The organism is Streptomyces sp. 3330 (genome assembly GCF_031456635.1).
In the GTDB taxonomy this organism is placed as follows: domain Bacteria; phylum Actinomycetota; class Actinomycetes; order Streptomycetales; family Streptomycetaceae; genus Streptomyces.
In genome coordinates, this window is the sequence record NZ_JAVDVA010000003.1 from 171,213 (window position 1) to 183,841 (window position 12,629).

The 12,629-nt window shown below is 71.2% G+C and carries 12 protein-coding genes; 6 read left to right on the forward strand and 6 right to left on the reverse strand.

The genetic code is table 11. From position 1 onward, the window contains the following. Window positions 1-53: 53 nt before the first annotated feature. Both J2X68_RS06720 and J2X68_RS06725 read right to left on the reverse strand, forming a co-directional pair. Complete coding sequence (locus tag J2X68_RS06720; protein ID WP_310431512.1) at window positions 54-2,420, reverse strand: HAD-IC family P-type ATPase; 2,367 nt, start codon at window positions 2,418-2,420, stop codon at window positions 54-56. 131 nt (window positions 2,421-2,551) lie between these two features. Beyond that, on the reverse strand, window positions 2,552-2,833 hold the full coding sequence (locus J2X68_RS06725) for a DUF2530 domain-containing protein (RefSeq protein ID WP_310431513.1): 282 nt from the start codon (window positions 2,831-2,833) through the stop codon (window positions 2,552-2,554). 117 nt (window positions 2,834-2,950) lie between these two features. Between J2X68_RS06725 and J2X68_RS06730 the strand changes: the two genes are divergently transcribed. Further along, window positions 2,951-4,402 carry an NCS2 family permease gene (locus tag J2X68_RS06730; protein WP_310431514.1) on the forward strand — a complete coding sequence of 484 codons (1,452 nt, stop codon included), beginning with the start codon at window positions 2,951-2,953 and terminating at the stop codon, window positions 4,400-4,402. A 46-nt stretch (window positions 4,403-4,448) separates the two neighbouring features. Here the strand turns inward: J2X68_RS06730 and J2X68_RS06735 are convergent, their stop codons facing one another. Beyond that, complete coding sequence (locus tag J2X68_RS06735; RefSeq protein ID WP_057600791.1) at window positions 4,449-4,631, reverse strand: ribbon-helix-helix protein, CopG family; 183 nt, start codon at window positions 4,629-4,631, stop codon at window positions 4,449-4,451. Between the two features lie 151 nt (window positions 4,632-4,782). Here J2X68_RS06735 and J2X68_RS06740 point away from each other — a divergent pair, with 151 nt between their 5' ends. Both J2X68_RS06740 and J2X68_RS06745 read left to right on the forward strand, forming a co-directional pair. Next, window positions 4,783-5,220 (forward strand): MarR family winged helix-turn-helix transcriptional regulator, encoded by a 438-nt coding sequence (locus J2X68_RS06740; RefSeq protein WP_057600790.1) that lies wholly within the window; start codon window positions 4,783-4,785, stop codon window positions 5,218-5,220. Between the two features lie 22 nt (window positions 5,221-5,242). Further along, window positions 5,243-6,607, forward strand: a complete 1,365-nt coding sequence (locus J2X68_RS06745; protein WP_310431515.1) for an MFS transporter — start codon at window positions 5,243-5,245, stop codon at window positions 6,605-6,607. 12 nt (window positions 6,608-6,619) lie between these two features. Here the strand turns inward: J2X68_RS06745 and J2X68_RS06750 are convergent, their stop codons facing one another. Beyond that, entirely contained in the window at window positions 6,620-7,165 is a 546-nt protein-coding gene (locus J2X68_RS06750; RefSeq protein WP_310431516.1) for a GNAT family N-acetyltransferase, read from the reverse strand. 51 nt (window positions 7,166-7,216) lie between these two features. Here J2X68_RS06750 and thpR point away from each other — a divergent pair, with 51 nt between their 5' ends. Next, window positions 7,217-7,789, forward strand: a complete 573-nt coding sequence (gene thpR / locus J2X68_RS06755) for an RNA 2',3'-cyclic phosphodiesterase (RefSeq protein WP_310431517.1) — start codon at window positions 7,217-7,219, stop codon at window positions 7,787-7,789. A 213-nt stretch (window positions 7,790-8,002) separates the two neighbouring features. Here the strand turns inward: thpR and J2X68_RS06760 are convergent, their stop codons facing one another. Then, the gene (locus J2X68_RS06760; protein ID WP_310431518.1) at window positions 8,003-8,995 is read right to left on the reverse strand and encodes an aldo/keto reductase; all 993 of its coding nucleotides are present in this window, start codon (window positions 8,993-8,995) and stop codon (window positions 8,003-8,005) included. An 83-nt stretch (window positions 8,996-9,078) separates the two neighbouring features. Beyond that, window positions 9,079-9,753 (reverse strand): GDSL-type esterase/lipase family protein, encoded by a 675-nt coding sequence (locus J2X68_RS06765; protein WP_310431519.1) that lies wholly within the window; start codon window positions 9,751-9,753, stop codon window positions 9,079-9,081. A gap of 102 nt (window positions 9,754-9,855) precedes the next feature. Between J2X68_RS06765 and J2X68_RS06770 the strand changes: the two genes are divergently transcribed. Continuing rightward, complete coding sequence (locus J2X68_RS06770) at window positions 9,856-10,881, forward strand: WD40 repeat domain-containing protein (RefSeq protein WP_310431520.1); 1,026 nt, start codon at window positions 9,856-9,858, stop codon at window positions 10,879-10,881. A gap of 130 nt (window positions 10,882-11,011) precedes the next feature. Next, window positions 11,012-12,538, forward strand: coding sequence for a cellulase family glycosylhydrolase (locus J2X68_RS06775; RefSeq protein WP_310431521.1), 1,527 nt, complete (start codon window positions 11,012-11,014; stop codon window positions 12,536-12,538). The last annotated feature ends 91 nt before the right edge of the window (window positions 12,539-12,629 follow it).

Sequence of the window (12,629 nt, forward strand, 5' to 3'; positions counted from 1 at the left end):
CCCGGCGGTCGGCGCGGCGGGCGACTTCGTCGACGTGACGGAGAAGAGGGCGTCTAGGCCGGGAAGCGGCGGTCGACCCATTTCCAGGAGAACTCCAGGACGACCGCCGCCACCGCCGCCACGGCCACCGCGATCCACGGCATGGTCATCCCGATCAGCTTCAGCGCGAAGAAGTCCTGAAGCCACGGGACCATCAGCACGAGCAGGAACGCCGCACCCATCGAGGCCACCAGCAGCACCCGCCACCAGGTGTAGGGACGGGCGATGATCGCCAGCACCCACATCGAGATCAGGAACAGCGTGAGGGTCGCCGCGCTGGTCTCGGCCTCCAGCGAGCCCGCCCCCGTGTAGTGGTGACGGGCGAGGAGATAGGTGGCGAAGGTCGCGACGCCGGCCACCACCCCGCCCGGGACGGAGTACCGCATCACCCGTCGCACGAAGTGCGGCCGGGCCCGTTCCCTGTTGGGGGCCAGGGCGAGGAAGAAGGCCGGAATGCCGATGGTGAGGGTGGACAGCAGCGTCAGGTGCCGGGGCAGGAAGGGGTATTCGACCTGCCAGCAGACCACCAGCAGGGCCAGCAGCACCGAGTAGACGGTCTTCACCAGGAACAGGGTCGCCACCCGGGTGATGTTGCCGATGACCCGCCGGCCCTCCGCCACCACCGACGGCAGGGTCGCGAAGCTGTTGTTCAGCAGCACGATCTGCGCGACCGCCCGGGTGGCCTCGGATCCTGAGCCCATCGCCACGCCGATGTCGGCGTCCTTCAGCGCGAGGACGTCGTTGACGCCGTCCCCGGTCATCGCGACCGTGTGGCCGCGCGCCTGGAGCGCGCCGACCATGTCCCGCTTCTGCTGCGGCGTCACCCGGCCGAACACCGTGCCCTCGTCCAGGGCCCGGCCCATGCCCTCCGGCTCGGCGGGCAGCCGGCGCGCGTCGACCGCACGGCCGTCCAGCCCGAGCTTCGCGGCCACCGCCCCCACCGAGACCGCGTTGTCGCCGGAGATGACCTTGGCGTGGACGTCCTGCTCGGCGAAGTAGCGCAGGGTGTCGGCGGCGTCCGGCCGCAGCCGCTGTTCGAGCACGACTAGGGCGGCGGGCTTGGCGCCGCGCGCGGGGTCGGGGTCGTCGAGGTCGCGGGCGGCGCGGGCCAGCAGCAGCACCCGCAGGCCCTGCTCGTTCAGCCGCTCCGTCTCGGCGAGGGCGGGGTCGTCGTCGGCCAGCAGCACGTCCGGCGCCCCCAGCAGCCAGGTGCCGCTCTCCCCGTCGCCCTCGCTGAGACTGGCGCCGCTGTACTTGCGGGCGGAGGAGAAGGGCAGGGACTCGGTGCAGCGCCAGTCCTCGGCGTCCGGGTAGGCGTCGATGATCGCCTGGAGGGAGGCGTTCGGCCTCGGGTCGGACTCGCCGAGGGCGCCGAGCACCCGGCGTACGTACGACTCGTCGTAGCCGTCGAGCGTGCTGAGCCCGGTCACGTCCATGCCGCCCTCGGTGAGCGTGCCGGTCTTGTCCAGGCAGACGGTGTCGACGCGGGCGAGGCCCTCGATGGCCGGAAGTTCCTGCACCAGGCACTGTTTTCGGCCGAGCCGGATGACGCCGATAGCGAAGGCGACCGAGGTGAGCAGGACGAGCCCCTCGGGGACCATCGGGACGATGCCTCCGACGGTGCGCGCGATGGACTCCTTCAGGTCGTTGTTCTTGACGAAGAGCTGCGTGACGACCAGGCCGATCGCGGCCGGGATCATCATCCAGGTGACGTACTTGAGGATCGTGGAGATGCCGGAGCGCAGCTCGGAGTGGACGAGGGTGAAGCGGGAGGCCTCCTCGGCGAGCTGGGCGGCGTAGGCCTCGCGGCCGACCTTCGTGGCCTGGAAGGCGCCGCCGCCGGCCACCACGAAGCTGCCCGACATGACCGGGTCGCCCGGCCGCTTGACGACGGGGTCGGCCTCGCCGGTGAGCAGTGACTCGTCGATCTCCAGCCCGTCCGCCTCGACGCACACCCCGTCCACGGCGGCCTTGTCCCCGGGTCCGATCTCGATGAGGTCGTCCAGGACGAGTCCGGAGGTGGAGACCGCGACGGCCGTGCCGTCGCGGCGGACGGTGGGCCGGGCCTCGCCGACGACCGCGAGCGAGTCCAGGGTCTGCTTGGCCCGCCACTCCTGGATGATGCCGATGCCGGTGTTGGCGAGGATCACGAAGCCGAACAGGCCGTCCTGGATGGGGGCGACGAACAGCATGACCACCCAGAGGACGCCGATGATCGCGTTGAACCGGGTGAAGACGTTCGCCCGGACGATCTCGCCGACGGAGCGGCTGCTGCGGACGGGTACGTCGTTGACCTGACCGCGCGCGACCCGGTCCGCGACCTCGGCGGCGGTGAGGCCGGTCGCCGTCGGTACGGAGGCGGGGGCGTCGGTGTGGGCCATGGGTTCGACGGTACGTGCGGATCAGGGGGTTCACCCCCTGAGGAGGCCGAAGATCCGACCTCGGGAGGACGGGTGCCGCGCCGCCCGGTACCTCGGGAGCAGTGCCGGGGGACCCGCCTCGGGGAGAGCCCCTAGTCGGTGGCGGGGCCCGCGGGCCCGGCCGGTTCGCCCGCCGCGTCCCGCTTGATCGCGGCGTCCCGCTTGCGGACGTACCAGATGCCGATGAGGCCCAGTCCGGCGCCCGCGAGGCACGTCCACACCCACCAGGTACGGCCGTGGTCGTCGAACCAGCCGTAGAAGGGGAGCTGGACGAGGAAGAGGACGAACCAGAGGATCGTGCCGCCGGTGATGGTGGCGACCACGGGCCCCTCCAGGGGCTCCGGCGCCTCGTGCTCGGGGATCCACTTCTCCATGGTGCTCAGCTTACGAGGCGATCAGGTCTACGCGCGGAGATGGCCGATCCGAACGTTATATGTTCATACTGAAACGGTTTGGTACTGACCACTTCTCTTCGTAGGAAACGCCAAAAGATGCCCACGTCGGCCCCCGCCAAGGTCCCCGCCCCTGAACAGCCGGGAGCCACGCCCCTCTTCGGCGCCCTCGACCGTCACTTCAGGATCACCGAACGGGGCAGCACCCTGCCCCGCGAGATCCGGGGCGGTTTCGCCACCTTCTTCGCGATGGCGTACATCATCGTGCTGAACCCGATCATCCTCGGCAGCGCGAAGGACATGTACGGGCATCAGCTCGACAACGGTCAGCTGGTCACCGCCACCTGTGTCACCGCCGCCTTCACCACGCTCCTCATGGGCGTCATCGGCAACGTGCCCATCGCCCTGGCCGCCGGCCTCGGCGTGAACTCGGTGGTCGCGCTCCAGCTCGCCCCCCGGATGTCCTGGGCGGACGCCATGGGCATGGTCGTGCTCGCGGGCTTCGTGGTCATGCTCCTGGTCGCCACCGGTCTGCGGGAGCGCGTGATGAACGCGGTGCCGTTCGGCCTGCGCAAGGCGATCAGCATCGGTATCGGCCTGTTCATCATGCTGATCGGCCTCGTCGACTCCGGTTTCGTCAGCCGGATCCCGGACGCCGCCCACACCACCGTCCCGCTCCAGCTCGGCGCCGACGGTCATCTGAACGGCTGGCCGGTCCTCGTCTTCATCCTGGGCGCCCTGCTCACCCTGGCCCTGATCACCCGCAAGGTGCCGGGCGCGATCCTCATCTCGATCGTCGCGATGACCGTCCTGTCGCTGATCATCAACGCGGTCGCGACGATCCCGTCCTGGGGCCTCACCACCCCCGAGTGGCCCGGCAACCCCGTCGCCACCCCCGACTTCGGGCTCATCGGCGAGTTCAGCCTGTTCGGAGGCTTCGGCAAGGTCGGCGTCCTGACCGGCGTCCTCTTCGTCTTCACGGTCCTGCTGTCGTGCTTCTTCGACGCGATGGGCACGATCATGGGCGTCAGCGACGAGGCCAGGCTGACCGACGCCAAGGGCGAGATGCCCGGCATCAACAAGGTCCTCTTCGTCGACGGCCTCGCGGTCGCCGCGGGCGGCGCCAGCTCCTCCTCGGCCACCACCGCCTTCGTGGAGTCCACGGCCGGTGTCGGCGAGGGCGCCCGCACGGGTTTCGCGAACCTCGTCACCGGCGGCCTGTTCACCGTCGCGCTGTTCCTCACGCCGATCGCCACGATGGTCCCGTCCCAGGCCGCCACCCCGGCCCTGCTCGCGGTGGGCTTCCTGATCCTGGCCGGCTCGGTCAAGGAGATCGACTGGGCGGACCACACCATCGCCATCCCGGCCTTCATCACCATGGTGATGATGCCGTTCACCTACTCGATCACCAACGGCATCGGCATGGGCTTCATCACCTTCGTGCTGCTGCGCCTGGTGGCCGGACGCGGCCGCGAGGTCCCGGCGCCGATGTACGTGGTCGCCGCCGTCTTCGCCTTCTACTACCTGATGCCGGCCCTCGGCCTCACCTGATGCCGGCCCCCCGGGCTCACCTGGTCGCCGCCCGTGCGGCGGCGGCTCAGGTGAGCCCGTAGAACTTCTCCGTCTCCTCGACGGCGGTCTGGAACCGCTCGTCGAAGTCATCCCGGATGAGCGTCTGGACGACATAGTCCTGGACGCTCATTCCCCTTTTCGCGGCATGCTGCCGGAGCCGCTCGAGCAGCTCCCCGTCTATCCGCAGGCTGAGCACACTGGTCCCCATGGGACGAGGGTCGCGGCCGCGTACCGCAGTCCGGTCGCTTTCGCTGCCTACTCACTCGTTCGAGTGATGGCGAGGTTTCCGTGGCCGGGCTCACGGGGAATCCCGGCGCCCCCCAGCTTGTTTAGCCAGAGTAATGAGTTACCCTAAAGAGATGCCTGACCTCACCCATGGCGACAACGCTGCCGCCGTGAACTCCCTGCGCTCAGCCGTGATGCGGCTGTCCCGTCGGCTCAAGCACCAGCGGGTCGACGAGTCGCTCAGCCCCACCGAGATGTCGGTGCTCGGCACCCTCTCCCTCTGCGGAAGTGCCACCCCGGGCGAGCTCGCCCGCAAGGAACACGTGCAGCCGCCCTCGATGACCCGCATCGTGGCGTTGCTGGAGGCCAAGGGCCTGGTCCGGCTGGAGCCGCACCCCGAGGACCGGCGTCAGAAGGTCGTCACGAAGACCGAGCAGGCCGAGGCCATGCTCGAGGAGAGCCGGGCCAAGCGGAACGCCTTCCTGGCCACCCTGGTCGACGGCCTCGACGAGGACGAGTGGGCGAAGCTGCGCGCCGCCGCCCCCGTGCTGGAGAAGCTCGCACACCTGTAGGCAGCCACAAGGAGGCGACCCTTTGAGTTCGGGATCCGGAGCAGACTCCGCCCCCGCACCGACCACCCACGAGACCCTTGCCGAGGAGCCCGCCACGGGCACCCGCAAGTCATCCATGTTCAGCTCGCTGAAGGTCAGGAACTACCGCCTGTTCTTCATGGGCCAGGTCGTGTCCAACATCGGCACGTGGATGCAACGCATCGCCCAGGACTGGCTGGTCCTCAGCCTCACCGGCTCCGCGACCGCCGTCGGCGTCACGACGGCCCTGCAGTTCCTGCCGATGCTGCTGTTCGGCCTCTACGGCGGCGTGCTCGTCGACCGGCTGCCCAAGCGCCGGACGCTGCTGTTCACCCAGTCCGCGATGGCCCTCACCGGCATCGCGCTCGCCGCCCTCACCCTCTCCGGCCACGTCCAGGTCTGGCACGTCTACGTCGCCGCCTTCGCCGTGGGCCTCGCCACCGTGCTGGACAACCCGGCCCGCCAGACCTTCGTCTCCGAGATGGTCGGTCCCGACCAGCTCCAGAACGCGGTCAGCCTCAACTCCGCGAACTTCCAGTCGGCCCGGCTGGTCGGCCCCGCCGTGGCGGGCGTGATGATCACCGGGGTCGGCACCGGCTGGGCGTTCCTCTTCAACGGACTGTCCTTCGTCGCCCCCCTCGCCGGTCTGCTGCTGATGCGCTCGCGCGACCTGCACGCCGTCCGGCGTGCCCCGCGCGGCAAGGGCCAGCTGCGCGAGGGCCTCCAGTACGTCGCCGGGCGCCCCGAGCTGATCTGGACGATCGTCCTGGTCGGGTTCGTCAGCACCTTCGGCTTCAACTTCCCCGTGTACCTCTCGGCCTTCGCCGACGACGTCTTCCACGCGGGCGCGGGCTCCTACAGCCTCTTCAACACGCTGATGGCGGTGGGCTCCCTGGCCGGCGCCCTGCTCGCGGCCCGGCGCGGCACCGCCCGCATGCGGGTGCTGGTCGCCGGTGCGGTGGCCTTCGGCACCATGGAGATCGTGGCCTCCATGGCCCCCTCCCTGTGGCTGTTCGCCCTGCTCATGGCGCCGATCGGCATGTTCGGCATGACGGTCAACGTCACCGCCAACAGCAGCGTCCAGATGAGCACCGACCCGGCCATGCGCGGCCGGGTGATGGCCCTCTACATGATGGTGTTCATGGGCGGCGCCCCGATCGGCGCGCCGATCGCCGGCTGGATCACCGACGCGTACGGCGTCCGGGCGGGCCTGGCGGCGGGCGGCGCCGTCTCGGCCGCCGCGGCCGTCACCGTCGGCCTCGTCCTGGCCCGGATGGGCAATCTGCGCCTGTCGGTGGGCTGGAACCACGGCCACCCGAGCGTGCGGTTCGTGCCCCGGGAGGCCCGGGAACTCGCCACGGTGGCCTGACGTCGTACGACGTCACCCGGAGGACGCGGCCGCGGGCCGCACCCTCCGGGCCAGCACCTGGCCCGGCCACGCGTGGGGGCCGACGGTGTACGCCTCGGTCGGGGTGAAGCCGTTGGCCTCGTAGTAGGCGACGAGCTTGCGGTCGTCGCCCGCGTAGCAGTCCACCCGCAGCAGACCGACGCCCGCCCGCCGGGTCTCCTCGGCCGCGTGCGCGAGCAGGGCGCTGCCCGCACCGCGGCCCTTGAAGCGGCGGTCGGAGGCGAGCCAGTGGATGTACCGCTCGGGCTCCCCGGGCGGCGGGAGGTGGGCCAGATACGCGCCGGGCGCGTCGGTGAGGGTGAGGGTCGCGGCCGGCACGCCGTCCGCCTCGGCGATGAAGGCCCGGCCCTCCTCCAGGTACCGGGCGACCGACTCCACCGTCTTCCGGCTCTCCGACAGGGGACGCGTCCCCCACTGGCCCGGGCGCCCCTGCGCGACCAGCCACTCCACGCTGCTGTCGAGCATGGCGAGCATCACGGGGACGTCGTCGGGCCCGCCTTCTCTGATGGTGATCCGCATGCCGTCCATCATGCCGGGCGCGCGGCCGCGGCGACCGGGAAAATCGGGGGCATGAGACTCTTCGCCGCCGTGCTCCCCCCGGCCGACATCGCCGACGAACTCGCCGCCGAGGTCGCCCGGTTGCGCGCCCTGCCCGGCGCCGACGGGCTGCGCTGGACGGGCCGCCCCGGCTGGCACTTCACCCTCGCCTTCTACGGCGAGGTCGACGACGACCTCGTACCGGAGCTGTCGGAGCGGCTCGGCCGGGCCGCGCACCGCAGCGCGCCCTTCGCGCTGTCCGTGCGGGGCGGGGGCCAGTTCGGGCGCGGGCGGGCGCTGTGGGCCGGGGCCGCCGGGGACGTGCCGGCGCTGGGCCTGCTGGCCGGCCGGGCGGAGGCGGCGGCCCGCAAGGCGGGCGTGGACAGGGGCGAGCACCGCCGCTACAAGGCCCACCTCACGCTGGCCCGCAGCCGCGACGCGGTGGACGTGCGGCCGTACGTCGAGGAGCTGGACGCCTTCGAGGGCCGCACCTGGACGGTGGGGGAGCTGGCGCTGGTGCGCAGCAGCCTGCCGAGGTCCGGCGTTCCGGGGGAGCAGCCCCGTTACGAGCCGGTCGGGCGCTGGGCGCTCGGCGGGGCCGGTTAGGCTCGACCCGTGGACCCGAAGACCCGGAACCGGATCATGGCCGGTGCGCTTGTGCTGATGTTCGTCGTGGTGGCCGTGGCGGCGGCGGTCGGCAGATAGGCCTGTCCCGGCCCGTCCCCCGGCCGCCGAGCGCCGGGGGACCGCGCGCCGTTCGCCGGGTGGCGGCCGGGTACGGCCGGTCGCGCGATCCCCGCACGGCTGCGGGCGCGCCCCCTACCAGGCGAAGGCCTCCGGGGACGGGCCCGGCCCGGGGAAGACCTCGTCCAGGCCGTCCAGCAGTTCCCCGCTCAGCTCCAGGTCGACCGCGCGCAGGGCGGAGTCGAGCTGCTCGGCGGTGCGCGGGCCCACGATCGGGCCGGTCACGCCCGGCCGGGTGAGCAGCCAGGCCAGGGCGGCCTCGCCGGGCTCCACGCCGTGCTTCTCCAGCAGGTCCTCGTAGGCCTGGATCTGCGCGCGCGAGGTGGGGTCGGCCAGGGTGTCGGCGGCCCGCCCCGAGGCCCGGCGCCCGCCCTCGGCCTGCTTCTTGATGACCCCGCCGAGCAGACCGCCGTGCAGCGGCGACCACGGGATGACCCCGAGGCCGTACTCCTGGGCGGCCGGGATCACCTCCATCTCGGCGCGCCGCTCGGCCAGGTTGTACAGGCACTGCTCGCTGACCAGCCCGATGGTGCCGCCCCGCCGGGCGGCGGTCTCGTTGGCCTGGGCGATCTTGTAGCCGGGGAAGTTGGACGACCCGGCATAGAGGATCTTGCCCTGCTGCACGAGCACGTCGATGGCCTGCCAGATCTCCTCGAAGGGAGTGCTGCGGTCGACGTGGTGGAACTGGTAGAGGTCGATGTGGTCGGTGCCGAGCCGCTTGAGGCTCGCGTCGACGGCCCGCCTGATGTTCAGCGCGGACAGCTTGTCGTGGTTCGGCCAGGCGTCGCCGTCGGCGGCCATGTTGCCGTACACCTTGGTGGCGAGGACCACCTGGTCACGGCGCCCGCCGCCCTGGGCGAACCAGCTGCCGATGATCTCCTCGGTACGGCCCTTGTTCTCACCCCAGCCGTACACGTTTGCGGTGTCGAGGAAATTGATGCCCGCGCCGAGCGCCGCGTCCATGATCGCGTGGCTGTCGGTCTCGTCGGTCTGCGGGCCGAAGTTCATGGTGCCGAGGACGAGTCGGCTGACCTTGAGTCCGGTACGTCCGAGCTGCGTGTACTTCATGGAGTACAAGCCAACGACTTCGAGTGCGCTCCAGGCAAGGGGACCGGCCGGGGACGGGCCGGTCGAGGGGCGGGGGCGCGCCCTCAGCCCGTGTACTCCCCGCCCAGCCCCCACCCCTGGTGCAGCGCCGCAGCGAAGGCCGACGCCAGCCGGTGTTCGCCGTTCGCGTTCGGGTGGGTGCCGTCGTAGGTGTCGGTGCCGATGTCCCAGGACTCCGGGACCGAGGCCAGGAGGAGGGGGGAGCCCGGCTCGTCCAGGTCGGCGGCCGTCTTCGCCAGGAGCTCGTTGAAGCGGGCGACCTGGGTGGCGAAGGGCGCGTCGTCCGCGGCGCGGACGTTGGGGATGACCGGCAGCCACACCATGGCGATCCGCGGGTTCGCCGCGCGGGCCCCGGCGGCGAAGGCGCGGACGTTCTCCGCGGTCTGCTCGGCGTTCGTGTAGAAGCCGAGGTCGATCAGGCCGAGCGAGACCAGCAGGACGTCCGCCCCCGTCGCACGGACCGCGTCGCCGATCAGCGGGGCCATGTGCAGCCAGCCCTCGCCCCAGCCGGCCAGGTGACCGCGCGGGAAGTCGGGGTCGGCGTAGGCGTACGAGGCGGCGGCGTCGGTCGCCTTGTCGTAGAGGGTCTCGCGCGGGCCGGACAGGGTGAACGGGCCGTCGTACGTGGCGCACAGGTGCCGCCACAGGCGGTAACGCCAGGTGTGCTCGCCCGAGCTGCCGATCGTCATCGAGTCGCCTACGGGCATGAACCTGAGCATCCGCTCATGATGAGGGATCGGGAAAGGGATCACCCCCTCCGTGGGCGTGTGAGACCGGCCACGAATCCGTGAACGGCTGGGCGGGATGGCAGGCTTGTGGGCATGCGCCGATCTTTCGCCGTCCGGGCCGGAGCCCTTCTCGCCGGAGTCCTCCTCTCGGGCGCCTTCACCGTGCTTGCCGCGCCCGCCGCGTCCGCCGCGCCCGCCGCGTCCGCCGCCGACGGCGACAAGGGATTCACCATCGAGGATCCGCGCATCACCGAGTCCAGCGGTCTCGCCGCCTCCCGCCGGCACCCGGGCGTCTACTGGACCCACAACGACAGCGACGACGGCCCCTACCTCTACGCCGTCGACGGCGCGACCGGGAAGACGCTCGCCCGGCTCACGCTGACCGGCGTCGGCACGCCCCGCGACGTCGAGGCGATCTCCATCGGGCCGGGCAACGAGATCTGGGTCGGCGACATCGGCGACAACCTCGGCGGCACCTGGCAGTACGTGTGGATCTACCGGCTGCCCGAGCCCGCGAAGCTCGTCGACCAGACCGTCAGGGCCACGCAGTACGTCGTGAAGTACTCCGACGGCCCGCGGGACGCCGAGTCGCTCCTCGTGCACCCCAGGACCGGCCGGGTCTACATCATCGACAAGAAGGAGGACGGCGGGCACCTCTACGAGGGGCCGGCGGACCTCTCCGCCTCCGGGGCGAACGTCTTCAGGCCCGTCGCCGCCGTCGACCTCTGGGCCACCGACGCCGCCTTCTCCCCGGACGGCTCCCGACTCGCCGTCCGCGGTTACTTCGGCGGCATCTCCTACGCCTGGAACGGCGGGAAGATCAAGCGCGAGGGGCGGCTCGACGTGCCGCTGCAGCGCCAGGGGGAGTCCGTCAGCTACTCCGCAGACGGCACCGAGCTCCTGTACGGGAGCGAGGGTTCCGGCAGCTCCGTGGTGGCGGAGAAGGCGCCCGAGGGCTCCGCTCCGGGCGCCGAGTCGCCGTCCGGGAAGGGGAGTTCAGGCGCCTCGGACGACGGTGACGGGTCCTCGGCCACCGGCGGCGTCGAACTGGGCGCGCTGGCGGTCGCCGCGGTCTTCGTCGCCTTCTTCGGCCTCCGCCGGCTGCTGCGCCGCGACTGAGCGCTTCCGCGCGTCGCCGTTGCCGCGCTTCTTGACGTGGTCATGGTGTGTCAGTTTCCTGGGGGGTGCGCGGAGTATGGGAGCGCTCCCATGTGTTTCGGGCCCGCGCCTCCCGAGAGGAAGCAGCGAGATGTTCCGCAGCTTGCGAAGAATGCTGTGCGGTCTGGCCGCCGCCCTTCTGATCCCACTGGGAGCCGGAGCGCAGACGGCCCACGCGGCGGACGCCGTCGCCGAGGCCGGGGCGGGTTACTGGCACACCAGCGGCCGGCAGATCCTGGACGCCGCAGGACAGCCGGTCCGGGTCGCCGGGATCAACTGGTTCGGCTTCGAGACCGGCAACCACGTCGTCCACGGCCTCTGGTCCCGCGACTACAAGAGCATGATCGACCAGATGAGGTCGCTGGGCTACAACACGATCCGCATCCCCTACAGCGACGACATCTTCAAGAGTGCGACCGTCCCCGACAGCATCGACTTCAGCGGCGGCAAGAACGCCGACCTCCAGGGGCTGAACTCGCTCCAGATCCTGGACCGGATCGTCTCGTACGCAGGTCAGGACGGCCTGAAGGTGATCCTCGACCGGCACCGGCCGGACGCGGGCGGGCAGTCGGCGCTCTGGTACACGGCCGCGGTCCCCGAATCGACGTGGATCGCCGATCTCAAGGCCCTCGCGGCCCGTTACCAGGGCCAGGACACGGTCGTCGGCATCGACCTGCACAACGAACCCCACGATCCCGCCTGCTGGGGCTGCGGGGACACCGCGACCGACTGGCGGCTGGCCGCGCAACGTGCGGGCAACGCCGTCCTGTCCGTCAATCCCGCCCTCCTGATCTTCGTCGAGGGCGTGCAGACCTTCAACGGGGTCTCCGGCTGGTGGGGCGGCAACCTGATGGGCGTCGGCCAGTATCCGGTGCGGCTCGACGTGGCGAACCGGGTCGTGTACTCGGCCCACGACTACGCGACGAGCGTCGCCCAGCAGAGCTGGTTCAGCGACCCGGCGTTCCCCGCGAACATGCCGGGGATCTGGGACAAGTACTGGGGCTACATCTTCCAGCAGAACATCGCGCCCGTGTGGGTGGGCGAGTTCGGCACCACACTCCAGTCGACGGTGGACCAGAAGTGGCTGGCGGCCCTGGTGAGCTACCTCCGCCCGACGTCGACGTACGGCGCCGACTCCTTCCACTGGACCTTCTGGTCCTGGAACCCCAACTCCGGTGACACCGGAGGCATCCTCAAGGACGACTGGCAGACCGTCGACACCGTGAAGGACGGCTACCTGGCGAGCGTCAAGGCGCCGGGCTTCCCGGGGACCGGCGGCGGGGGCGGCGGGGGCGGCGGGGGCGGCGGGGGCGGCACGGCGTCCTGCGCCGCCGCCTACACCGTCAGCAGCGACTGGGGATCCGGCTTCAACGCCGAGGTGAAGGTCACCAACACCGGGACCACGGCGATCGGTTCCTGGAAGGTGACCTGGACCTTCGGCGGCGCGCAGCAGATCACCAGCATGTGGAACGCCTCGTACACCCAGAGCGGGGCCGGCGTGACCGCGGTGAACGCCGCGCACAACGGGGCGCTCCCGGCGGGCGGTTCGGCGACCTTCGGGTTCGGCGGCACGCCCGGGGGCGGGGGCGCGCCGAGCGTGAACTGCACGGCGGCGTGAGCTGCGCGGCGTGAGACGCGACGAAGGGCGCCCGGTGTCCACCGGGCGCCCTTCGTGGTCATACCTGAGGGGTACTCATGCGGTACCGGAG

Bases quoted from the DNA above. Each gene is read 5' to 3' on its own strand.
- J2X68_RS06720 (WP_310431512.1), bottom strand. From the start codon at position 2,420: ATGGCCCACACCGACGCCCCCGCCTCCGTACCGACGGCGACCGGCCTC.
- J2X68_RS06725 (WP_310431513.1), bottom strand. From the start codon at position 2,833: ATGGAGAAGTGGATCCCCGAGCACGAGGCGCCGGAGCCCCTGGAGGGG.
- J2X68_RS06730 (WP_310431514.1), top strand. From the start codon at position 2,951: ATGCCCACGTCGGCCCCCGCCAAGGTCCCCGCCCCTGAACAGCCGGGA.
- J2X68_RS06735 (WP_057600791.1), bottom strand. From the start codon at position 4,631: ATGGGGACCAGTGTGCTCAGCCTGCGGATAGACGGGGAGCTGCTCGAG.
- J2X68_RS06740 (WP_057600790.1), top strand. From the start codon at position 4,783: ATGCCTGACCTCACCCATGGCGACAACGCTGCCGCCGTGAACTCCCTG.
- J2X68_RS06750 (WP_310431516.1), bottom strand. From the start codon at position 7,165: ATGCGGATCACCATCAGAGAAGGCGGGCCCGACGACGTCCCCGTGATG.
- thpR (WP_310431517.1), top strand. From the start codon at position 7,217: ATGAGACTCTTCGCCGCCGTGCTCCCCCCGGCCGACATCGCCGACGAA.
- J2X68_RS06760 (WP_310431518.1), bottom strand. From the start codon at position 8,995: ATGAAGTACACGCAGCTCGGACGTACCGGACTCAAGGTCAGCCGACTC.
- J2X68_RS06765 (WP_310431519.1), bottom strand. From the start codon at position 9,753: ATGCTCAGGTTCATGCCCGTAGGCGACTCGATGACGATCGGCAGCTCG.
- J2X68_RS06770 (WP_310431520.1), top strand. From the start codon at position 9,856: ATGCGCCGATCTTTCGCCGTCCGGGCCGGAGCCCTTCTCGCCGGAGTC.
- J2X68_RS06775 (WP_310431521.1), top strand. From the start codon at position 11,012: ATGTTCCGCAGCTTGCGAAGAATGCTGTGCGGTCTGGCCGCCGCCCTT.